This is a genomic window from Streptomyces laculatispora (genome assembly GCF_017353455.1).
Classification (GTDB): Bacteria; Actinomycetota; Actinomycetes; order Streptomycetales; family Streptomycetaceae; genus Streptomyces; species Streptomyces laculatispora.
On the sequence record NZ_JAFMPZ010000603.1, the window covers coordinates 1 to 21,160 of the forward strand.

21 protein-coding genes and 7 pseudogenes are annotated in these 21,160 nt (G+C 70.7%); 13 read left to right on the top strand and 15 right to left on the bottom strand.

The genetic code is table 11. The features are described 5' to 3' along the window. The coding region (locus tag J1C73_RS31610; protein ID WP_207319375.1) for a hypothetical protein at positions 1–580 on the top strand (580 nt) is incomplete at its 5' end. A gap of 358 nt (positions 581–938) precedes the next feature. Here J1C73_RS31610 and J1C73_RS31615 read toward each other — a convergent pair. Beyond that, the gene (locus J1C73_RS31615; protein ID WP_207319376.1) at positions 939–1,337 is read right to left on the bottom strand and encodes a hypothetical protein; all 399 of its coding nucleotides are present in this window, start codon (positions 1,335–1,337) and stop codon (positions 939–941) included. Further along, positions 1,334–1,720: pseudogene (locus J1C73_RS31620) on the bottom strand (transposase family protein); the annotation flags it as partial. The gene J1C73_RS31615 and the pseudogene J1C73_RS31620, both read right to left, overlap by 4 nt. A gap of 38 nt (positions 1,721–1,758) precedes the next feature. Here J1C73_RS31620 and J1C73_RS35825 point away from each other — a divergent pair. Both J1C73_RS35825 and J1C73_RS36160 read left to right on the top strand, forming a co-directional pair. Further along, positions 1,759–1,845 (top strand): annotated as a pseudogene (locus J1C73_RS35825) (IS5/IS1182 family transposase); the annotation flags it as partial. A 100-nt stretch (positions 1,846–1,945) separates the two neighbouring features. Continuing rightward, positions 1,946–2,146: a DUF6233 domain-containing protein gene (locus J1C73_RS36160; RefSeq protein ID WP_372446769.1), complete on the top strand. Its 201-nt coding sequence runs from the start codon at positions 1,946–1,948 to the stop codon at positions 2,144–2,146. A gap of 12 nt (positions 2,147–2,158) precedes the next feature. Here the strand turns inward: J1C73_RS36160 and J1C73_RS31625 are convergent. Further along, positions 2,159–2,443 (bottom strand): annotated as a pseudogene (locus J1C73_RS31625) (ATP dependent DNA ligase); the annotation flags it as partial. An 839-nt stretch (positions 2,444–3,282) separates the two neighbouring features. Here J1C73_RS31625 and J1C73_RS31630 point away from each other — a divergent pair. Both J1C73_RS31630 and J1C73_RS31635 read left to right on the top strand, forming a co-directional pair. Then, positions 3,283–4,821 (top strand): alpha/beta hydrolase, encoded by a 1,539-nt coding sequence (locus J1C73_RS31630; RefSeq protein WP_207319377.1) that lies wholly within the window; start codon positions 3,283–3,285, stop codon positions 4,819–4,821. A 179-nt stretch (positions 4,822–5,000) separates the two neighbouring features. Continuing rightward, complete coding sequence (locus J1C73_RS31635; RefSeq protein ID WP_307797842.1) at positions 5,001–5,186, top strand: contact-dependent growth inhibition system immunity protein; 186 nt, start codon at positions 5,001–5,003, stop codon at positions 5,184–5,186. A gap of 30 nt (positions 5,187–5,216) precedes the next feature. Here J1C73_RS31635 and J1C73_RS31640 read toward each other — a convergent pair. Next, a pseudogene (locus J1C73_RS31640) lies at positions 5,217–5,406 on the bottom strand (IS6 family transposase); the annotation flags it as partial. Between J1C73_RS31640 and J1C73_RS35285 the strand changes: the two are divergent. Then, positions 5,402–5,764, top strand: a pseudogene (locus tag J1C73_RS35285) (transcriptional regulator); the annotation flags it as partial. The pseudogenes J1C73_RS31640 and J1C73_RS35285 sit on opposite strands and share 5 nt — an antisense overlap. Here J1C73_RS35285 and J1C73_RS31645 read toward each other — a convergent pair. The 3 genes and pseudogenes from J1C73_RS31645 to J1C73_RS31655 all read right to left on the bottom strand — a co-directional run. Beyond that, a pseudogene (locus J1C73_RS31645) lies at positions 5,763–6,326 on the bottom strand (IS5 family transposase); the annotation flags it as partial. The pseudogenes J1C73_RS35285 and J1C73_RS31645 sit on opposite strands and share 2 nt — an antisense overlap. A 392-nt stretch (positions 6,327–6,718) precedes the next feature. After that, positions 6,719–6,928, bottom strand: a complete 210-nt coding sequence (locus J1C73_RS31650) for a DUF397 domain-containing protein (protein WP_207319378.1) — start codon at positions 6,926–6,928, stop codon at positions 6,719–6,721. After that, positions 6,925–7,764: a helix-turn-helix domain-containing protein gene (locus J1C73_RS31655; protein WP_207319391.1), complete on the bottom strand. Its 840-nt coding sequence runs from the start codon at positions 7,762–7,764 to the stop codon at positions 6,925–6,927. Before J1C73_RS31655 ends, J1C73_RS31650 begins: the two co-directional genes overlap by 4 nt. A gap of 92 nt (positions 7,765–7,856) precedes the next feature. On the opposite strand from J1C73_RS31655, the gene J1C73_RS31660 reads away from it, so the two are divergent. Genes J1C73_RS31660 through J1C73_RS31670 form a run of 3 tightly spaced genes read left to right on the top strand, consistent with a single transcriptional unit; the run spans position 7,857 to position 8,529 of the window. After that, on the top strand, positions 7,857–8,096 hold the full coding sequence (locus J1C73_RS31660; RefSeq protein WP_207319379.1) for a hypothetical protein: 240 nt from the start codon (positions 7,857–7,859) through the stop codon (positions 8,094–8,096). After that, positions 8,093–8,263 (top strand): hypothetical protein, encoded by a 171-nt coding sequence (locus J1C73_RS31665; protein ID WP_207319380.1) that lies wholly within the window; start codon positions 8,093–8,095, stop codon positions 8,261–8,263. Before J1C73_RS31660 ends, J1C73_RS31665 begins: the two co-directional genes overlap by 4 nt. Continuing rightward, positions 8,260–8,529 (top strand): hypothetical protein, encoded by a 270-nt coding sequence (locus tag J1C73_RS31670; protein WP_207319381.1) that lies wholly within the window; start codon positions 8,260–8,262, stop codon positions 8,527–8,529. Before J1C73_RS31665 ends, J1C73_RS31670 begins: the two co-directional genes overlap by 4 nt. 419 nt (positions 8,530–8,948) lie before the next feature. On the opposite strand, the gene pdxR is transcribed toward J1C73_RS31670, so the two are convergent. Continuing rightward, on the bottom strand, positions 8,949–10,352 hold the full coding sequence (pdxR, locus tag J1C73_RS31675; protein WP_207319382.1) for a MocR-like pyridoxine biosynthesis transcription factor PdxR: 1,404 nt from the start codon (positions 10,350–10,352) through the stop codon (positions 8,949–8,951). A 47-nt stretch (positions 10,353–10,399) separates the two neighbouring features. On the opposite strand from pdxR, the gene J1C73_RS31680 reads away from it, so the two are divergent. Together J1C73_RS31680 and J1C73_RS31685 are read left to right on the top strand one after the other, a co-directional pair. Beyond that, positions 10,400–10,906 carry a carboxymuconolactone decarboxylase family protein gene (locus J1C73_RS31680; protein ID WP_123461165.1) on the top strand — a complete coding sequence of 169 codons (507 nt, stop codon included), beginning with the start codon at positions 10,400–10,402 and terminating at the stop codon, positions 10,904–10,906. A 45-nt stretch (positions 10,907–10,951) separates the two neighbouring features. Further along, the gene (locus J1C73_RS31685) at positions 10,952–11,680 is read left to right on the top strand and encodes an isocitrate lyase/PEP mutase family protein (RefSeq protein WP_207319383.1); all 729 of its coding nucleotides are present in this window, start codon (positions 10,952–10,954) and stop codon (positions 11,678–11,680) included. Between the two features lie 94 nt (positions 11,681–11,774). Here the strand turns inward: J1C73_RS31685 and J1C73_RS31690 are convergent, their stop codons facing one another. The 4 genes from J1C73_RS31690 to J1C73_RS31705 form a co-directional block, all read right to left on the bottom strand. Next, complete coding sequence (locus tag J1C73_RS31690; protein WP_024488992.1) at positions 11,775–12,764, bottom strand: malate dehydrogenase; 990 nt, start codon at positions 12,762–12,764, stop codon at positions 11,775–11,777. A gap of 181 nt (positions 12,765–12,945) precedes the next feature. Then, the gene (locus J1C73_RS31695) at positions 12,946–14,076 is read right to left on the bottom strand and encodes a helix-turn-helix domain-containing protein (protein WP_207319384.1); all 1,131 of its coding nucleotides are present in this window, start codon (positions 14,074–14,076) and stop codon (positions 12,946–12,948) included. 526 nt (positions 14,077–14,602) lie between these two features. After that, on the bottom strand, positions 14,603–15,289 hold the full coding sequence (locus J1C73_RS31700; protein ID WP_207319385.1) for a DUF3017 domain-containing protein: 687 nt from the start codon (positions 15,287–15,289) through the stop codon (positions 14,603–14,605). Between the two features lie 20 nt (positions 15,290–15,309). After that, positions 15,310–16,176 (bottom strand): bifunctional methylenetetrahydrofolate dehydrogenase/methenyltetrahydrofolate cyclohydrolase, encoded by an 867-nt coding sequence (locus J1C73_RS31705; RefSeq protein WP_207319386.1) that lies wholly within the window; start codon positions 16,174–16,176, stop codon positions 15,310–15,312. A gap of 228 nt (positions 16,177–16,404) precedes the next feature. Here J1C73_RS31705 and J1C73_RS31710 point away from each other — a divergent pair, with 228 nt between their 5' ends. Beyond that, positions 16,405–17,184, top strand: coding sequence for an RDD family protein (locus J1C73_RS31710; RefSeq protein WP_207319387.1), 780 nt, complete (start codon positions 16,405–16,407; stop codon positions 17,182–17,184). Positions 17,185–17,279: 95 nt separating this feature from the next. Here J1C73_RS31710 and purH read toward each other — a convergent pair whose 3' ends face one another. Both purH and purN read right to left on the bottom strand, forming a co-directional pair. After that, entirely contained in the window at positions 17,280–18,833 is a 1,554-nt protein-coding gene (gene purH / locus J1C73_RS31715; protein WP_123461159.1) for a bifunctional phosphoribosylaminoimidazolecarboxamide formyltransferase/IMP cyclohydrolase, read from the bottom strand. Further along, complete coding sequence (gene purN, locus J1C73_RS31720) at positions 18,820–19,476, bottom strand: phosphoribosylglycinamide formyltransferase (RefSeq protein WP_207319388.1); 657 nt, start codon at positions 19,474–19,476, stop codon at positions 18,820–18,822. The genes purH and purN overlap by 14 nt, the downstream gene beginning before the upstream one ends. 365 nt (positions 19,477–19,841) lie before the next feature. Between purN and J1C73_RS31725 the strand changes: the two genes are divergently transcribed. Next, positions 19,842–20,843, top strand: coding sequence for a hypothetical protein (locus J1C73_RS31725; RefSeq protein WP_207319389.1), 1,002 nt, complete (start codon positions 19,842–19,844; stop codon positions 20,841–20,843). Here the strand turns inward: J1C73_RS31725 and J1C73_RS31730 are convergent. Beyond that, positions 20,833–21,160, bottom strand: a pseudogene (locus tag J1C73_RS31730) (hypothetical protein); the annotation flags it as partial. The gene J1C73_RS31725 and the pseudogene J1C73_RS31730 overlap by 11 nt on opposite strands.

The following is a 21,160-nucleotide window of genomic DNA, read 5'->3' on the forward strand; positions in this document are numbered from 1 at the left end:
CCGCCTGCTCCAGGTGCGGCTGAGCGCCACCGAGTGGACGGCCGTCGGCGTCGTCTGCGCGGGCCTGGGCATGCTGGGGCTCGCCTCCGGCGGCGAGGGGCACCTGCCCGGATCGGACGCGCTGCGCTGGTCGATGCTCGGCATCGCCCTCGGCATCCTGCTGATCGGCACGACGGCGGGGCGGCTGCCCGAACGGGCGCGAGCCCTGGTCCTGGGGCTCGGCGCGGGCTGCGGCTTCGGGGTGGTGGAGGTCGCGGTCCGGCTCATCGACGACGTCTCACCGGCTGCCCTGCTGTCCAACCCGGCCACGTACGCGCTGCTGGTGGGCGGCAGCTCGGCGTTCCTGCTGCTCACCTCGGCACTGCAACGCGGCTCGGTGACGACGGCGACCGCCGGAATGGTCCTGGGCGAGACGATCGGCCCCGCGCTGGTGGGCGTCATCTGGCTCGGGGACCGTACCCGCGAGGGGCTCGGCTGGCTGGCGGTCACCGGCTTCGCGGTGGCCGTGGCGGGCGCACTGGCCCTGGCCCGGTTCGGCGAGGCCCCGGCGGGGGACGCGGCTGCGGTGGGCCCGAGGTAGGGGCCCGGTGGCGGCGGCTTCCTCGCCGCGAGGGCCATGCCATCAAGGCCGTACTCGCGGCCGGTTCGGCCGGGACCGCCCACGGGGGCGTTCCCATCGCATCGCCTGGCGCCGACGCCGCGAGGACCGGACCCGTCTGCCGCAGAGACACCCACGCTGCGCCTGATCAGCGGGAACCCGGCGATCACCCTCGGAAGGACAACGGATCCTCGACGCATGAGTGGGCCCCCGGAGTTGTCCGGGGGCCCACTCATGCGTCGGCACGGTGTGTCAGTGGCCACGGCGGCCCTGGTTGTTCGTAAGGTTATGTCCGTTTCTGGGTGAGGCTGAGCAAGGTCGCTGGTGGAGGTTCCGTCGGCTATGGCTTCCTGGCGAAGTTGCCGGTGTCGGCCTCGGTGAGGATGCCGAGTTTGACCAGGCGTTTCAGCTTGGCGCGAGTGCCTTCGACGTTCTTCGGCAGCAGTTCGTGGCCGAGGGCTTCGCAGACGTTCTTGGCCCGTAGCGGCCCGGTCGCATGGTTGAAGGCGGCGAGGATGTGGGGGTAGTCCGGGTGCTCGGGCAGGTCTGGTGTGCAGGCCGGGAGCCGGTCGGCGAGGCCGGTGATGGTCTTGCGGGTGATCGCGAGATGCTCCAGGTGGGTCTCGGCCTCCCGCAGCCGGGTCTGCAGGTCGTCGATCTGTGCGTGGAGGTCGTCGGCCAGGGCCCGGGCGGCGTCTTCCTGGAGGTCCAGGGCGTCGAGGAGGGGCTGGATGTTCACGCTGCCACCGCCTGCGTCTCACGCCAGGTGGGGGCGTTCGCGCCGGTGAGGCGTCGGGTCATGATGTGGGTCATCGCCCAGTAGACGCGGGAGGCGGAGGCGGAGGAGGAGGGGCGGTGCTCGTAGTCGCGGACCAGGCGCCGGTGCAGTATCAGGATCCCGTAGGTCTGCTCGACCCTCCACCGCTTCGGCTGCGGCACGAACCCCTTGACCTGCGGGTTGCGTTCGGCGATCTCGACGTCGATGCCCAGGTCGGCGCCGTGCATGACGACCTGATTCTTGAAGCCCTGGTCGACCAGGGCTTTGCGCACGGTTCCGCCGGCGTGCTCGGCGACCTGGTCAGGCAGGACGACGCCCGCGGCGTTGTCGTGGGTGTTCGCGGCGCGCGTTCCCGAGTGACTTATCGGACGAGCAGTGGTCGTTGATCGAGCCGGTGATCATCGCGTGGAAGAACCGGCACCGCTCGGTCAGCGGTCATCAGGGCGCCTATGCGATGCGAGAGATCGTGACGCCGTCACACGATCAGGCGACAGCACATCCACTCAAAGACTCACGAACCGCCCACTCAGATCCTCAAGATCCACTATCTCGAGTGTCCAAGATCAGGGGTGAGGGCGCCCGGGCAACGCTGGAAGATTCAGCGGCAAAGATCGAATGCGACGGCCCTTCTACACCGCGGGGACTGCTCCCTGTACGAGGCGACGTTGGGGTTCCTCGACCATGGGGAGGCCTTGATCGCGTTGGCGGAGCCGGACATCGAGCCGTGCCATATCTGCAACCCGCAGACGGGTCTGCAGTCGCCGCAGTAGGAGGCGTCCGGGTCAGGTGATGTCGTCGGGGGCGAAGTCAGGGCGCAGCCGGTGCCAGGAGGAATGCCGCAGCAGTCCTGTCCGGGTCCGGCTCGTGTAGCGGACCTCGCCGACCAGGCGTGGCAGCACCCACCGCGCTCCGGTCACATCCGGCGTTCTCTCGAAGGGGCACTCGTCGATCGCAGCGACGCGGAGGAGGTCGGCGAGCGTGGTGCGTTCGGTGTCGCTCCACCCGGTTCCGACGCTGCCCACATACCGTAGCCCGCCTTCGCGTGCCTTTCCTACCAGCAGGGCGCCGCGCGTCCGGAATCCCGCCTCGGTGGCCTTGCGCTGCCCGTGCGTCCAGTCCGAGGCCGAGCATCCAGTTCAGCGCGAGCCACGCGGTCTGCAGGAGGAGAACAGCACCGGGTGTGTCCCTCCCCTAACCCCTAGGGGCCGGGAGACCCGCGCGCTGGTCCGACAAAGCCGTAAGACAGGAAGGCCGCGCCGGGTGGGCCGACGGGCTGGACTGGTCCGCCACCGTCGCTCCCGAGGAGCTCGCCGCCGACAAGAACATGGCCACCGATCGGGCGCTCGACCCGCGCCGGTCCACCCGCACCGCCGCCGGCGACACGGCCGAATCGATGCAGGCGATCTGGGCCGATCGCACCGGAGCGCTGCTGTCTGCGGGTGGGTGCGGACGGTGGCGAGGCTGCAACTGATCGACACTGCATTGTTGTTGGCCTCCGTCCGCCGGTTTGTGTGGCTGCGAAGAACGGCAGCCCGGTCGGGTTGGTGCGCAATGAGGTCGGCGTCGTCACCCAGCCGGCGGGTGCCGGTACACGGCAACCGTGTTGAGCCGTTCCCGCCCGGGCGCCGACGACACGGCGATGGGCCGCGCCGTCGGCGCTGCGCCCTCCCGTGCCGTCGAGGCGCTGCGGGTCGGGGTGTCGATGGCACGACTGTCGGCAGACGGCCGATCGGCCGCCCACCCTGATTGATGAACGACACGGAGCAGGACTTCAGCAGGACGTCGGTGTAGCCGTCCTACACCGCTAGGTGGATCATGAGTCCATCCCCGCGTCGCACGAGGTACGAGTGGGGCGGAACAGAGACTGGAGGCAATTCGAGACACTGATTCTGCACAGAGGACTGGCATGGCTCTACGAGGCGCCCGAACGATTTCCCTGCTCACGGTCGGCACGGTGACGACCGTGATGGCAGCGCTCACCCCCGTGACGGCGTTCGCGGCGGGGGATCCGCTCCAGCAGTACGCGCAGCAGAAACTCCGTTGGGAGCGCTGCGATACGGGCGGGCCGGCGGAGTTCGAGTGCGCGAAGGTCAAGGTGCCGCTGGACTACAACGACCCCGGGGGCCGGAAGATCGACCTCGCGATATCGCGGGTAAAGGCGAGCGGTGCGAAGGAGCGGCACGGCGTGCTGCTGATGAATCCCGGGGGACCGGGCGTTCCGGGGCTGACCATGCCCGTGGAGATGGAGCCGCTGCTGCCGGCGGAGGTACGAGAGCGGTTCGACCTGGTCGGCTTCGACCCGCGCGGGGTCGGGCAGAGCGCGCCGATCAGCTGCGGTCTGACGGGCGACGAACAGGCCGTCCAGCACCCCTACACCGCACGGACGTTCGCGAAGGACGTGGCCCTGGCCCGGACGGTGGCCGACAAGTGCTGGGCCAAGGCGGGCGACATGCTGCCGCACCTCACCACCCGCAACACGGCACGGGACATGGACGTAGTCCGGGCGGCACTGGGGGAAAAGAAGATCTCCTACTTCGGGTACTCGTACGGCACCTACCTGGGCGCCGTCTACACGCAGATGTTCCCCCGGCGCTCGGACCGGTTCGTGCTCGACAGCGCCCTCGATCCGACGCTCGCGTGGCGAGGGACGTTCCGGGGGTGGTCGGCCGGGGCCGAACTCGCCTTCACCCGCTGGACCGAGTGGGCCGCCGCCCGCAACGCCACCTACGGTCTGGGGCCGACTCCGGCGAAGGTCCGGAAGACGTACTGGGAGCTCATCGCCCGCGCCGACCGCATACCCGTCCCGACGAACGGTGGGGCGCTCAGCGGCGACGCCATCCGTTCCCAGTACGGTGCGTTCGTCGGCGTCAAGACCGTCACCCCGTGGATCGTCGCGTTGAAGGCTTCGGCCGCAGGCGGACCACCCGCGTCGGCCACGCCGACCGCGTCGGCCGAACAGGCTGTCCCCGACTCCGCCCCGGTCCGGTCCGCCGACGCGGGGGCGTTCGGTGCGGACGTTCCTGCCGACAACCAGTCTGCCGTCACCTGGGCCGCCTTCTGCGGCGACACCCGCAGCTGGCCGCGCAACCCCGAGCAGTACCGCCGGGACGTGATCCGAGACCGGGCCAAGTACCCGCTGGCCGGAGACCTGGGGGCCACCATTCAGCCGTGCGCGTTCTGGAAGTCGGCGGCAAGGGAGCCGGCCACCGTGGTGAGCAACGACGTCAACGCGCTGATCGTGCAGAACCAGTGGGATCCGCAGGCGACGCTGGCCATGGCGCAGGGCATGCGGCGGGCGCTGCACGGTGCGCGGATGGTCACGGTGGCCGGCGGTGAGGGCCACGGCGTGGTGGTGGCCGGACCGTCCTGCGCGGACGCCGGCGTCACGCGGTACCTGACCACGGGCCGACTGCCCGCGAAGGACCTGACCTGCGGTGGCCAGTGACCTGAATCGGAGACTCATGGGCGGTTCGCCCGGCTCCCGGAACTCCGCCGGGAGGCCGGCTGGCGCGCCGAAACGGGCGGAATCATTTTCGGAAAAGCGTTGCAAGGAAAAGGTAAAGCGATGCCTGTGCAAAGAACCTTGAGACCGCGTTTGAGATCTGACTGTTGGACAATCGATCGGTGACGCGCCCCTTGAATTGTGACCGCTCCATTGAAGAGCTTGAACGCGCCTTCTGGCCAGCCCCGTCTGTCGACGACACCCGTCTTGTCGCTACTGCACACGCCTTGCGGCGTCGACCGATCGGCCAGCTGACCGTCGAGGACATGCGCTGGCGCTGTCACGTTGTTGTGTGTGTGGGCGTCTGACGGTGTGTCGGGGGGGGGTGGGGCCTGTGCTCAGGCCGTGGTGGACAGACCGGCGGTGCCGGTGACCTGCTCCCAGGTGGTGAAGCGGTGCTGCATCCCGGTGCGGTAGTCGGGGGCGGTCATCAGGTGGCGGCGGGGCCGGAAGTGAGGTGAGATGCCGCTGAAGGCGGACAGGAATCTTTGGCCGGGTGGGCTGGTGCGAGTTCTCCGCCCGATTGTTGGCCCGCCTGCACTACCTGCCCCGGACCGGCCACAGCCGCAGGGCGGCCAGGGACGCCGGACTGACGGTGACCGACCGGACGTTGAAGGCGTGGCTGGAGGATCGGCGCCGGCCGTCGAACGCGAACCTGGAGCGCATCGAGGCCGCCTACCGTCAAGTGCGCCGCCAGAACGTGGCCCGGCACCTCCTGCGACGCCTGAATGCCGCCGGCGGGACGCGGGTGGAGATCCATCCGTTGAATCAGTCGCAGGTGCCGCGGCCGCTTCAGCGGGTGGTGGAGTGCCGCGCGATGAACGTCCGCCGCTGGGACCGCATCGTCGAGGCCTGGGCGGCCGGCGACCACCAGGCCCTGGGCGACGGTCGACCAGGGCTTTGCGCGCGGTTCCGCCGGCGTGCTCGGCGATCTGGTCAAGCAGGACGACGCCCGCGGCGTTGTCGTGGGTGTTCGCGGCGAGGACAACGACCGCGCTGACCAGGCCGAGGACGTCCACGGCCAGGCCGCGCTTGCGGCCGGGCACCCGCTTGGCCGGATCGTGGCCACTCGTAGAGGCGGGGACCCCGGCGGCCACGTGGACACTCTGGGTGTCCAGCACCACCAGGGTCGGGTCCTCTAATCGTCGGGCTCTCTCCCGGACCTGGCAGCGCAGGAGTTCATGAATGACCTGGTCGGTCCCGTCGTCCCGCCAGGCGGCGAAGTAGTAGTACGTCGCGCTCTTCTGCGGCAGGTCGTGCGGGAGATAGGCCCACTGGCAACCGGTCCGCCCCTGGTAGAGGATGGCGTTCACGATCTCTCGCATCGCATAGGCGCCCTGATGACCGCTGACCGAGCGGTGCCGGTTCTTCCACGCGATGATCACCGGCTCGATCGACGACCACTGCTCGTCCGATAAGTCACTCGGGTACGGCTTGCGTTCACTCACCCGGTCACATCACCAGATCACCAACCACGGACCGGCAGAGTCGCCCCGCCGTCACACGATCAGGCGACAGCACATCCACTCAAAGACTCACGAACCGCCCACGCAGACGGGTCCCTGAGTGTCATGTCGAGTTGGGCACGGCCTGCTTCACGGAGCGGAGCGCCTGGAGCCGGAGACAGTTCTCGTGCGACAGCCGCGCGAAGAGGGACCGTTCGACTGTGGCTGGCCCGGCACCGCTTGGCATCCGGAGGCTGATCCGAAGCTGATCGAACGAGCCCAGCAGCAGGACGAAGCACCTTGGCGCTGGACTCTCTTTGCGCGGCGGCGTCTGAACGAGCGTGGGGCGCGGTGCCACCAGGTCAGTCCTGGTGGCACCGCGCCCCAACGCTCGTTCAGACGCCGCCGAACTCTCCGGCCTTGACGCCCGCCACAAAGGAGGCGAACGAGCCGGTGAGGACGTTCAGAACCGGGCCGGCCGGGGTCTTGGAGTCACGAACCGGGACGATGCCGCGTGCGGCGACGAGGTTGGCTGCGACCTCAACGCAGTCGCCTCCGTTGGAGCTGTACGAGGACTTGAACCAACAGGGAGATTCGGTCGTCACGGAGTGCCCTTTCGTACCTCGTTGATCATGGCCACGGAACCCGCTTGAGACAGCGATGCGGCCTGTAGTTGATGGTAGCCCGTGAGCAGGGGCAGAACGGCAGCGCTCTCGCGGTCGACATGCCCCTGAGCATGAGACTCGGCGTACGCGACCATGGACCGGTCCGGCAGGGTGAGGAGGTTGACCGGAAGATTGAACGGTCGACGCTCACCTATATCGAAAGGTGCCACCTGGAGCACGCTGTTCGGCAACTCGGCGAACAGAGCCAGATGTTGCAATTGTTCGTCCATCACTTTGCGGCCGCCGATCGGGCGGCGGATACAACTTTCATCCATCACCACGAGCACCATGGGCGGGCGCTCCCGCAACAGGGCCGTTTGCCGTTCCGCCAGGAACGCAACGCGGTCGGCCGCTTGCTCGGCTGTGATGGCGCCGCGTCGCACATCGCCGTTTGCCAGGGCCTGCGCATACTCCGCGGTCTGCAACAGACCGGGGACGATCCCCACCTGAAACAGCCGGATCTCCACCGCCCGACCCTCATAGCCCACGTACTCCGGGAAGCCTTCCAGCAAGTTGCCGTGCTTGATCTCCCGCCATTCGCGCTCGAACGAATCGGCGGTGCCGGTCAAATTTAAGGCTGCGTCAGCTTTGTGCGAGAATGGCAGAGTTGGCGATTTGCGACCAGTTTCAATTGCCGAGATATGCCTGCCCGTGCAGCCAACCAGTGCGCCCAGGTGATCCTGGGTCCAGCCACGCTCCTCGCGCAGCCTGCGTAAACGCGCGCCGAAAGCCGCCTGGGCGCTTGCTTCGGGGTTCAACTCTTTACGGTTTACCAATGTGCCCTCCACCTGAGCCACGTTGAAGACAACCTCACCCTAGGCCACGCTGAACGCCCTTGGTAGTGGAATGACTACAGAGAGGTGCGGCGATGCCTGAGCAGAAGCACGTCCAACTCCCGCCCGCCGGGACACTCGTGGTGGATCGAGGCCGTAACGACCGGGTCGGGGAGTTCCGCGGAGTCTCCGGTCCGTACTGGTCTCTGCGGCCGGTCGGTGGGGGTCCCGAGTGGGAAGCCATCCCCGAATACGTCCGGCTCGCCACCCCCGACGAGCGCCTCCGCGCCCGTACCGCGTACGCGAACGCCAGGAGCCGGGGGGACGTGGCATGACCGACCACAGCACCGCCCCGCCTTCCGAGGCCGCCGAGTGCCGGGACTGCCAGGAACTCGACCTGGCCGAAGCCGTGGCCCGGGGCCAGAGGGACGAGAGCAGGGCGACCGACTGCCGTGTGCTGCGCAAGCGGCACCGGGTCGCCGTGCACGGGGAGCAGCCGTGAAGCACATCCCTGTTCGGCTCGTCCTCGCCGTGGGAACCCGGCAGCCGAACTCCGCGAGCGAACTGCCCGTCACGTGGGACCGCATCGACTCGGACACGGCGTCCCGCGCGCTGTTCCTCGCCGCGCTGGACGCAGCGATTGACCAGCGCATTGCCGAGCGCGCCGCCGAAGTGGCCGAGCTGGACATGTTCGTGGCCTTCGCCGAAGCGGCAGCCGCGACGGCGAAGGGCGTGGTCCATTCGCCGACCGGGGAGCGTGCCGCATGACCGGTGTGGGCTACGCGGCAGAGATCACCGTGACCGACGGACAGCGTGCCGTTTCGCTGGGCGAGGTCGTGGTGCGCAATCGCCGGCTCGCCCTCCGCTGGCTGCGGCGGCGTGCACTTCGGCTCGCGGAGGGGCTTGGTGTGCCGTCCGGTTCGGGGTGCTCCGGAGGGATGGACGTACGGGCGGCGGTCCTTCGGAGCGCCGCGGTGCTGAACGGGCTTCGGGCCTGGGCCGAGGACCAGGAGCGGCAGGACGAGGCGATGGCACGGCTGGAATCGGGGTGCCCCGACGCGTTCACCGTGGTCGACCCCGCCGCCGGACTGCTGGTGACACTCGCCGTACGGCGCGTCCGGTCGAGCCGGGCTCCAGCCGTGGGGCGGGCACCGACGGCGCGGGGCGGTGCCCCCGCGCACCTCACCTCACGACAGCACCCGCACGAGCGCGTCCAACGTACCGGCCCAGGCACTGTCGGTCGGGGTCCCGTAGCCGATGACCAGGGCCTCGCGGCGTGCCTCGGCGTCCGGGTGGCGGTAGAAGGACAGCCCCTCCACCACCAGCCCCTGCCAGGCAGCCGACCGGACGACGTCCGCCTCGCTGCCTTCCGGAAGTTCGAGTACGGCGTGCAGACCGGCGGCGATCCCGCTGATCCTGATGGACGGGGCCCGCTCCGCCAGCGCGGCGACAAGCTGGTCGCGGCGGTTGCGGTAGCGCAGCCGCATGGAGCGCACATGCCGGTCGTACGCGCCGGAGGCGATGAACTCGGCGAGCGTCAGCTGGTCCAGCGCGCTGGACGCCCAGTCGCTCAGCCCCTTGGCCGCGGTCACCTCGCCCACCAGCGCCTGTGGGACGACCATCCAGCCCAGCCGCAGTCCCGGTGCCAGGGACTTGCTGGCGGTGCCCAGGTAGACGACGTGTTCGGGGTCCAGTCCCTGGAGTGCGCCGACCGGCTGGCGGTCGTAGCGGAACTCTCCGTCGTAGTCGTCCTCCAGAATCAGGCCGCCGGTGCTCCGGGCCCAGTCGACCGCCGCGGCCCGCCGGTCGGGGTGGAGCGGTACCCCGGTCGGGAACTGGTGCGCGGGTGTCAGCAGCACCGCGCCCGCGCCGCGCATCGCGGACAGTTCGCCGGTACGGGAGCCGAGTTCGTCGAGCGGCAGGCAGGGGATGCGCAGCCCGGCCTCGGTGAGCAGGCGGGTGTGCACGTCCAGCCCGTACGACTCGACGGCCACCTCCCGCACGCGGCGCTCCCGCAGCACCTTCCCCATCATCATCAGTCCGTGCACGAAGCCGGAGCAGATGACGATGCGGTCGGGGTCCGCGTACACGCCGCGGGCCCGTGACAGGTAGTCGGCGAGCACGGTGCGCAGTTCGACGCGGCCGCGTGGATCGCCGTATCCGAGGGCGTCGTTGGGTGCCGCGGTGAGGGCGCGGCGGGCGGCCTTGAGCCATTCGGCGCGCGGGAACGTCGACAGGTCGGGCGAGCCGGGCTGCAGGCTGTAGGCGGGGCTGGTGCGGGGCGGCCGGGAGCGCGGCGCCCTGGCCGCCGCCCGGCGCGGCTCGGCGCGCTGCGCGACCCGGGTGCCGGAGCCCTGCCGGGCGGTGAGCCAGCCCTCGGCGACCAGTTCCGCGTAGGCGTCGGCGACGGTGTTGCGGGCGATGCCGAGGTCGGCCGCGAGGGTGCGGGACGACGGCAGCCGGGTCCCCGGTGCGAGGCGTCCCGTCCGGGCGGCCTCGCGCAGGGCGTCCATGAGCCCGGCCCGCAGTCCGGTGGCGCCGGCCGGGTCAATGTGCAGGTCCGCACCGAAAGTGGCCCAGGGATCTGTCATGAAAATGGACCATACCGCTACGCCACACCCCGCGTAGCGTCGTATCCATGACGACGAACGAGCACAGCCACGCAACGTCCGAGTACACCACCGAGCACACGCCCCGCATGCAGTGGGCCGAGCACGCCCCCGACGTCTACAAGGCGATGGCCCGGCTGGATGCCACGTCCCGCAAGGGGCTCGACCCGGTCGTGGCCGAGCTGGTGAAGATCCGGTCCTCGCAGCTCAACCACTGCGCGTTCTGCCTCGACATGCACACCAAGGACGCGCTCGCGGCGGGTGAGTCCATCCAGCGGATCGTGCAGCTCAGCGCGTGGGAGGAGTCGCAGCACTTCTACACGCCGAAGGAGATCGCGGCGATCGAGCTGACCGAGGCGGTGACCGTCCTGACCGACGGTTTCGTGCCGGACGAGGTGTACGCGAAGGCCGCGAAGCACTTCGACGAGGCGGAGCTCGCCCACCTCATCGCCGCGATCATCACGATCAACGCCTGGAACCGGTTCGCCGTGACCTGCCGCCTGGTCCCCGGCCACTACACGCCCGGCGACCACTGATCCAGGCACTCCCCTCCGCACCGCCCACCTCAGGAGCCCTCCGCCATGACCGCGTCCGACCTCCGTGCGCTGCACCTCGGCCGCACACCCGGCGATCCCCTGGTCCTGCCCGGTCCGTGGGACGCCGCGAGCGCCCGCGTCCTCGCCGACGCGGGATTCCCGGCCCTGGCCACGCCGAGCGCGGGGGTCGCGGCCTCGCTCGGGTACGAGGACGGGGCCACACCCGCGGCCGAGATGTTCGCGGCGGTGGCGCGGATCGCCCGCGCCGTCTCCGTACCCGTGTCGGCCGACATCGAGGCGGGCTACGGACTGGCGCCACGGGAGCTGGTGGAGCGGCTGCTCGCCGCCGGGGCCGTCGGCTGCAATCTGGAGGACACGGTGGACGGGGTCCTCGTGGATGCCCGGTGGCAGGCGGACCGGCTGGCGGAGGTGCGGGCGGCCGCCGGGGACGCGCTGTTCGTCAACGCCCGGGTGGACACGTACGTCACCGGCGTCCCGGAGGGCACGGACCAGGAGGCCGAGACCGTGCGCCGCGCGCTGCTGTACGTGGCCGCGGGCGCGGACTGCGTCTACCCGATCGGTGCCCCGGCCGAGTCGCTCCCCCGCCTGGCCGCCGCCGTACCCGCACCGCTCAACGCGCTGGCCCGGCCGGACGGTCCGGGTCCGCGCCGCCTCGGCGAACTGGGCGCCGGCCGCGTCACGTTCGGCCCCGGTATCCAGCGCCGGGCCATGGCGGCCCTGCGCGAGTTCGCCGACGGGCTCCGTGGGGCCTGAGGCCGGCCCCGTACGAGAAACGCCATCGCCCCCGGCAGCGGCTGACTGCTGCCGGGGGCGATGGCGTCCGCGGGTCCCCTGGGGGACGTACGGATCAGATGAGGCCGAGCTCGCGGACCGCGTCGCGCTCCTCGGTGAGCTCCTTCACCGACGCGTCGATGCGCGCACGGGAGAACTCGTTGATGTCCAGGCCCTGGACGATCTTGTACGTGCCGTTCTCCGTGGTGACCGGGAAGGACGAGATGATGCCCTCCGGAACGCCGTAGGAGCCGTCCGACGGGATACCCATGGAGGTCCAGTCGCCGGCGGCGGTGCCGTTGACCCAGGTGTGCACGTGGTCGATGGCGGCGTTCGCGGCGGAGGCGGCCGAGGACGCGCCACGGGCCTCGATGATCGCGGCGCCGCGCTTGGCGACGGTCGGGATGAAGGTGTCGCCCAGCCAGGCCTCGTCGTTGACGAGCTCGGCGGCGTTCTTGCCGGCGATCTCCGCGTGGAAGATGTCCGGGTACTGGGTGGCCGAGTGGTTGCCCCAGATCGTCAGCTTCTTGATGTCGGAGACGGCGGCACCGGTCTTGGCGGCCAGCTGCGAGATCGCGCGGTTGTGGTCCAGCCGGGTCATCGCGGTGAAGCGCTCGGCCGGTACGTCCGGGGCGGCGGCCTGCGCGATGAGCGCGTTGGTGTTGGCCGGGTTGCCGACGACGAGGACCTTGATGTCGTCCGCGGCGTTGTCGTTGATCGCCTTGCCCTGCGGCTTGAAGATGCCGCCGTTGGCGGAGAGCAGGTCGCCGCGCTCCATGCCCTTGGTGCGGGGGCGGGCGCCGACGAGCAGGGCGACGTTCGCGCCGGCGAAGCCGACATTGGCGTCGTCGGTGATCTCGATGTTGCGCAGCAGCGGGAAGGCGCAGTCGTCGAGCTCCATCGCGGTGCCCTCGGCGGCCTTCAGACCCTGCGGGATCTCCAGGAGACGCAGGTTGACCGGCACGTCCGGGCCGAGCAGGTGGCCGGAGGCGATGCGGAAGAGCAGCGCGTAGCCGATCTGGCCGGCTGCGCCGGTCACGGTGACATTCACGGGAGTGCGGGTCATGGCGATCTCCGTTAGACAGCTGGCGGTGGGGGCTCCTGGCCCCTGGTGCTGGACATCCCTGAATCTTGATGTGAAGAGATATCCAGCGATCAGGCTATCCGACCCGGAACCCCTCGGCCGCCCGGCCCCCTGTGGCACCGCACACAACCGGTCACTCCCCGCTCACCGCACCGCTCCCCGCTCACCCCGTCGCTTCGGCCGTGCACCCCTTCGTGCCGGTGGCGAGGGTGGCGCACGCCTTGACGTCGGCGACCCGCTTCACGGCGACCATCGGGGTGTACGTGTCAGCGGCGGCGGACACCGTGCCGTCCTGCCCCGCACCGCCCGCGCTGATCCGTACGGTGTCGCCGGTGGCCGCCTTGGTGATCCGGGCCCACGCCGCCCCGCAGGTCTTGCTGTAGCGCACCTCGACGACGCTTCCGCCGACGGTGGCGCTGGAGACCGTACGGACGTACTCGCCGCCGCAGCCCATGTCCTCGGGGTCCTGCCCGGCGCAGTCGGAGCCGCTGCACCCGACCCCGGCCGGCAGTTCCGGCGCACTGGTCGTGGGCGACGGGGAGGGGGCGGCGGCCTTGTCGGCGTCGGAGTCACCACCCGAACCGGTCAGCAGTACCGCACCGGTCACCACGAGCAGGACGCCCACCGCGGCCGCGGCGATCACGAGTTGTTTACGGCTGCCGCCGCCACGGCCCCGGCCACTCCCGCTGCCCCGGCCACTGCCGCGATGCGCGGGCGGCTGCCCGGGAGCGCCCTCGTGGGCGTTCGTCGCGGGCGGCAGACCGGGCCCCGCACCCATCGCCCGGTCCGGCCGGACCTGCGGCTGCTGCGGCACCTGCGGAACGCTCCCGCGCTGGGCCGGTACGGACGGGGAGCGGCCCCCGTCGCTCACGCCCGGTGCCGCACCCGTCCCGCCCCCGGCCATGCCGACACCAGGGGAGGGCCGGCTCCTGCCGTGGCCGCGCGACGGCTGCCCGGTCTCGCCGAGCGCCGCCCGCGCCTGGATTATCCGCATGCCCTCCATCGTCATGTCGTGGCGCATCTCGGCACGGCTCCAGGCCCGTTCCGTCAGCTCCCACATGGTGTTCAGGTGCGCGTGATTGGTGCCCGTCACCTCGGCCAGCGCGACGATGGCGCCCCTGGGGGCGAGCAGCCGCCCGTTCAGATACCGCTCCCACGACGTCTTGCTGTATCCCGTGCGGTCGGCCACGGCGGCGATGCTCAGGCCGCTGCGGTCGACGAGTCTGCGCAGTTGGCCGGCAAACTCCCGGACCTGTGGGTCGAGATCCTCCGGCAGCGCCTTCCAACGAGGCATTACTTCCCCCCTGCTTCCCACTTCACATCGTTTCGGCTTCCGCTGCCCCCGCACGCGGCCGGCTCCTCGCACACCGCTCTGGCCCCGTCCGGAGCCGGTGGTCTTCCGCTCCGGACTACCCAGATGGATGCGCGAACGCAGACTGCCAGTTCCTGGAGAGGGAGCGCATGGTTGCACTCGGAAGTCCGGCCACACACCCGCACGCGCCCCGGCCTCTGCCCGGCCCGCCTGCCGCCTGCCGCCTGCCGCCTGCCGCCTGCCGCCTGCCGCCTGCCGCCTGCCGGGCCAGTCTGCCATCGTTGCCTGACGATCACACCGTGGCGGAATGGTCACTTCCGTGCCACAGGCCACAGCCATCCCTTGAACAGTCCTCCCCCGACCACAAGGCTGGAGTCAGGACGGGGCAAGGCCGCTCAACTCGCCGGATTCCGGAGCTTTTCGCTCCGACACGCCCCGTCCCCGGCGTCCGTCCCTTCTCGGGGGAGGGGACGGGCGCCGGTCCGCGGCCCGGGGCGGCCGCGCGGATTCAGCGGATCGTGAAGTGGACCGCGTTCTCCAGGAACGGGATGTCCAGCCACGGCTTGGGCTGCGCCATCAGCGAGAGCATCACGATGAGGAAGCCCAGCAGCCCGTACGTCACCAGGTCCGTGAAGCGGGAACGCACCGCGAGCATGCCCACCGAGGGGATCACGAGGCGGAGTACCGCGCCCCCGATGAGCGCCACACCGATCAGTATCGTGCCGACCCGGAAGGCCTGCTCGAAGGGGTCGGAGGCCACGATCAGCAGGCCGATCGCGGCCGTGCCGAGCACCGCGAGCAACGGCCACTGACGGGCGGGGGCCGGAGCATCGCCGCCCGCCGCCCGGCCGCCGCCCTCGGGACGCGCGGTGTCCTGGGTGAGCGACGCCAACGCCCGCGACCGGCCCGTCGCGGGGGCCGCGGCGGGAACGGGCGCGGGGTGGCTGCCGGTGCGACCGTCCGCAGCAGCGTCCGCGCCGTCGTCCGCGGCACCGTCCGCGGTGTCGTCCGGTGCCGCTGCCGCGCTGTCGCCCGACGCGGGTGAAGCACCGTCGGCCGGGGCCGCCGGCCCGCCGTCAGCCGAGGAGTCGGCAGCGCCGCCGGCCGGAACACCGGCCGCGCCCTCGGACTGCTCGGCGACCGGCCCGTCCGCAGCGGCGGCGGCCCGGTCGGCCGGACTCGTACCAGCACCCATGGGGTTCCTTCCGGATCGGTTCAGCCCGCGGACGGGACGGAGTCGAGCTCGGCCGCCTCGACCACGTTGACGAGCAACTGGGCGCGGGTCATCGGGCCGACACCGCCCGGGTTCGGCGAGATCCACGCGGCGACCTCGGCCACGCCCGGGTGGACATCGCCGACGATCTTGCCCTCCCCGTCCCGGCTGACGCCGACGTCGAGCACGGCCGCGCCCGGCTTCACGTCCTCGGGCTTGATGATGTGCGCCACGCCCGCGGCCGCGACGATGATGTCGGCCTGTCGCAGGTGGGCGGAGAGATCACGCGTACCGGTGTGGCACTGGGTGACCGTGGCGTTCTCCGACTTACGGGTCAGCAGCAGCGGGATGGACCGGCCGATGGTGACACCGCGTCCGACGACCACGACATGCGCCCCGTTGATCTCCACACCGTGGTGGCGGAGCAGCTGCACGACACCCTGCGGGGTGCAGGGCAGCGGTCCCTTCTCGTTGAGCACGAGCCGGCCGAGACTCATCGGGTGCAGCCCGTCGGCATCCTTGGCCGGATCCATCAGTTCCAGAACGCGGTTCGTGTCGATCCCCTTGGGCAGGGGGAGCTGCACGATGTAACCCGTGCACTCGGGATCGGCGTTGAGCTCCCGTACGACGTCCTCGATCTCCTCCTGGGTGGCGGTGTCGGGGAGTTCGCGCTGGATGGAGCCGATGCCGACCTGCGCGCAGTCGCGGTGCTTGCCGTCCACGTACCACCTGCTGCCCGGGTCGTCACCCACCAGCAGGGTTCCCAGGCCGGGGGTGATACCCCGGGCCTTGAGGGCCGCCACGCGGACGGTGAGATCGGACTTGATCGCGGCTGCGGTGGCTTTGCCATCGAGAATCTGGGCAGTCATGGGGGCATTCTCGCGGATGACCCACCCGGGGACCAATTACAGGTACCGGCCGTGGACACAAGGTTGCACTTGGACAACTTCTCGTACCGCGGCTGGACAAACTTACTTCCCGCTTATAACGATGAAGGCCGCAGTGCCGCAGAAGTACCCGGGGGGCGGACCGCTGATGTTTTCTTTCCTCCGCGCGGCCGCATTCGTCCCCGTATGTCCGTTGGAGGAAACGCCCAGATGAGCTTCGGCGACCCGAACCCGAACAACCCTTACGGGCAGCAGCCCGGCCAGCAGCCCGGTCAGCCGCCGCAAGGCCAGCCGCCGCAGGGCCAGCCCGGCTACGGCTACCCGCAGCAGGCACCCCAGGGCGTGCCGCCGCAGGGCCAGCCCGGTTACGGCTACCCGCAGCAGCAGCCCGGCGTTCCGCCGCAGGGCCAGCCCGGCTACGGCTACCCGCAGCAGGCACCCGGCACGCTCCAGGCCAACAGCGGCTACATCAACATCCCGACGCTCGGCACGGTCGAGGTCGCCTCGATGGGCCGCCGCCTCGGCGCCCGTTGCATCGACGGCGTCGTCATCGGTGTGCTGTACGGCATCCTCAGCGCGATCGGCCTGGCGAGCGCCCTGGGCCTCGCGAAGAGCACCGACGACTGCGGCACCAGCCTGGACCCGGGCTACCAGTCCTGTGTCAACGACGCGAGCGTCAGCATCATCGCCACCATGTTCGGCGTGCTGGCCCTCTTCATCCTGATCACGCTGCTCTACGAGTGGCTGCTGATCTCGCTGATCGGCGCCACGCTGGGCAAGAAGGCGCTCGGCCTGAAGGTCGTCAAGGAGAACACCGGCATGGCCCCGGGTCTCGGTGCCGGGTTCATCCGCTGGATCATCCCGATCGTCGGCGCGTTCCTCTGCTACATCGGTGCCATCCTCACGTACCTGTCCCCGTTCTTCGACAACTCCGGGAAGCTGCAGGGCTGGCACGACCGCGCTGCCGGCACCCTGGTGATCAAGCAGTAACGCGGGCCGCACCACACGAAGGGCCGGTCGCCCCGAACTCGTTCGGGGCGACCGGCCCTTCGTCGTGGCCATGAGGCGTCAGGAGACGCCGGGAATCAGTGGAAGAAGTGGCGGGTGCCGGTGAAGTACATCGTCACGCCCGCCTTCTTCGCGGCCTCGACCACCAGCTCGTCCCGGACCGAACCACCCGGCTGGGCCACGGCCTTGATACCGGCCGCGGTCAGGATCTCCAGCCCGTCGGGGAAGGGGAAGAAGGCGTCGGAGGCCGCGTACGCGCCCCGGGCCCGCTCCTCGCCCGCCCGCTCGACGGCGAGCTTCGCGGAGTCGACACGGTTGACCTGGCCCATGCCGACACCGACCGAGGCGCCGTCCCTGGCGAGCAGGATCGCGTTGGACTTGACCGCGCGGCAGGCCTTCCACGCGAAGGAGAGCTCCCGCAGCTCGTCGGCTGAGAGCGCCTCGCCGGTGGCCAGCGTCCAGTTGGCCGGGTCGTCACCGTCCGCCTGGAGGCGGTCGGTGACCTGGAGCAGCGCGCCGCCGTCGATCGGCTTGACCTCGACCTCGGCCGACGGGGCCTCGGGGCAGCGCAGCACGCGGATGTTCTTCTTGCGGGACAGCACCTCGACCGCGCCGTCCTCGTACGCCGGGGCGACGATGACCTCGGTGAAGATCTCCGCGACCTGCTCGGCCATGGCGACGCTCACCGGACGGTTGACGGCGATGACACCGCCGTACGCCGACAGCGGGTCGCAGGCGTGCGCGTTGCGGTGCGCCTCGGCGATGTCGTCGGCGATCGCGATGCCGCACGGGTTGGCGTGCTTGATGATCGCGACGCACGGCTCGGCGTGGTCGTACGCGGCCCGGCGCGCGGCGTCGGTGTCCGTGTAGTTGTTGTACGACATCGCCTTGCCGTGCAGCTGCTCGGCACCGGCCAGGCCGCCGGCGCCGGAGGTGTAGAGCGCGGCGGGCTGGTGCGGGTTCTCGCCGTAGCGCAGGACGTCCTGGCGCTCGTACGTCGTACCGAAGAAGTCGGGGAAACCCGAGTCGTCGGCGGCGGCGTAGTCGTCCGCGAACCAGGAGGCGACGGCCACGTCGTACGCGGCGGTGTGCTGGAAGGCCTCGGCGGCGAGCCGCTTGCGGGCGGTCAGGTCGAAGCCGCCCGCCTTGACCGCGGTCAGGACGTCGGCGTACCGCTCGGGGCTGGTGACGACGGCCACCGACGGGTGGTTCTTGGCGGCGGCGCGGACCATCGAGGGGCCGCCGATGTCGATCTGCTCCACGCACTCGTCGGCCGAGGCGCCGGAGGCGACGGTCTCCTTGAACGGGTAGAGGTTGACGACCACCAGGTCGAACGGCTCCACGCCCAGCTCGGCGAGCTGCTCGCGGTGCGCGTCCAGCCGGAGGTCGGCCAGGATGCCGGCGTGGACGCGCGGGTGCAGGGTCTTGACGCGGCCGTCGAGGCACTCGGGGAAGCCGGTGAGCTCCTCGACCTTGGTGACCGGTACTCCGGCGGCCGCGATCCTCCCGGCGGTGGAGCCGGTGGAGACCAGCTCGACACCGGCCTCGTGCAGACCGCGGGCGAGGTCTTCGAGCCCGGTCTTGTCGTAGACACTGACCAGGGCGCGGCGGATGGGCTTATTCACCGACATGATCGAGATGAACCTTTCGTCCCTCAATGCGATAGCCGTCACGGGCGAGCCGCCCCACGGCCTCGACGAGCAGCTTGCGCTCGACTTCCTTGATGCGTTCATGGAGAGCTGCTTCGCCCTCCGGGGTGTCCTCTTCGGTCACCTCGACCACGCCCTGCGCGATGATCGGACCGGTGTCGACGCCGTCGTCGACGAAGTGGACGGTGCACCCGGTGACCTTCACGCCGTACGCGAGCGCGTCACGCACACCGTGGGCACCGGGAAAGCTGGGGAGCAGGGCGGGGTGGGTGTTGATGAACCGGCCGCCGAAGCCGGCGAGGAACTCCTTGCCCACGATCTTCATGAACCCCGCGGACACGACGAGGTCCGGGCGGTGCGCGGCGGTGGCCGCGGCGAGCGCGGCGTCCCACTCCGCGCGTGACGCGTGGTCCTTGACCCGGCACACGAACGTGGGGATCGCGGCCCGTTCGGCCCGCTCCAGACCGGCGATGCCGACGCGGTCCGCACCGACCGCCACGACCTGTGCGCCGTACCCCTCGGGGTCGTCACCGATCGCGTCGAGCAGGGCTTGGAGGTTCGTACCGGAACCGGAGACCAGCACGACCAGTCGGGCCGGGGCGGCGGAGGAGAGCGGGGAGGCCACGGTTGGGCCCTTTCTCGCGTGTGGAGCAGTTCGAAGCGGCCGCACCGTCTGCCGCATCTCGGGAGCAGCGGCACGGCGGCCATGCTGTTTGTGCGGTCGTACGAAAGAATCACGCCCCCCGATACGGGGAACTCTACGAACGAGCCGACCGTCAGCAACGATACCGGCACCTCGCGAGGCCCCCGCGTGACGGGGGTGAGGGACCGCTGGCGCTCCGGCTCGTACGACAGTGGGCGCTCCGGGCGGCAGCTGTCGGCCACCGCGCGCACGCCCAGCTTTCGGCCCCTCCTCGCCGGGAGGTAGCGTCAGGTGACAGCGAACCGTCCACAGGGCGGAAATGACGAGATGGGGAAGACGTTCACCATATGCCGGACCGACGCCGCCGCACCGCCTTCCGCCACCCGCTGCCCGAGCCGGCCCCCCTGCTGATGCGGGAGCGCCAGTCCCCTGCGCCGGGCTCCTCTTCTTCCCCTTCCTCCTCGTCGTCGGGGTCCTCCGGGTCCTCGGGGGCCCGTCCCGAGGACGACAACCCCTTCGCGCCGCCGCCGGAGAACCGCCCCGACCAGCCGTGGCAGCCGCGCTACCCGGCCAATGGCGGTACCAACGGCAACGGCGGGAACGACGGGGACGGCGAGAACAACGGGGACGGCGGGGACTCACCCGAGGGCGGCTCCCCCGACAACCGGCCCGTCTGGGGCAGCCAGTGGAGCAGCCACCAGCCCGGACGTCAGAGCGGCGGTTTCGGCGGGCAGCCCGCCGGACCCGCAGGACCGAACGGACAGGGGGGTGGCCGGGGCGGTCCGGAGGGCAAGTCCGGCGGCACCCGCTGGGACCCGACCGACCCCGTCCAGCGCCGGGCGCGCTACTCACTGCTCGCCGGTATGTGGGCCTTCTTCTTCGCCATCTTCGACCTCCCGGAGATCGCCCTGCTGCTGGGCGCGCTCGCGACCTACTGGTCGATCAGCGCGCTCCGGGCCAAGCCGAAGGACCCGTCGACGACCGGGGGGACGGCCGGATCGGCTGCGGCTCCGGGCGCGGTCGCCGGTGCACGTGCCGATGCCCAGGGGCAAGGCACCGGCCCCGGTACCGCTGCCGGCCCGGCCCACACGCCGGGGTCCGCGGCAGCGCCGGGTGCGCCGGGCACCGGCGTCCTCCAGCGGGGCAGCCGGCAGCAGACGACGGCCGCGGTCAGCGGTCTGGTGACGGCGCTGATCGCTCTGGCGATCGTCGCGACGTCGTTCACGGTGCAGTTGGTCTACCGGGACTACTACACCTGTGTGAACGACGCCCTCACCAAGTCGGGCCAGGTCGCCTGCAACGATCTGCTGCCGAAGCCGCTGGAACCCCTCTTCGGCGTCAAGAAGTAGCGTCCGACGAGTGGACCGATCCGGCCTCCGCCGGACGGTCCGCCCGTTCTCCGGCCGCCTTGGCGTGCCAGGGATCGGTCGGCAGGAAGTCGTACAACTCGCCGTCCTCGTCGTCCGGGCCTGCCGGGCCGGGCGACGAGGGCCCGGGCGATCCGGATGCGGATACGGGCACGAGCGCCGGTGCGGGCCTGGATGCCTGACCGTGGCCGGGTACCGGGTCCGTTCCGGTCTCCGCCGCATCCTCCGTATCCACCGCATCCGCCGCGTCCGCGTCCGTCTTTCGGTGGCCCCATCGCGGCCCCCACCCGCGGCCGGTG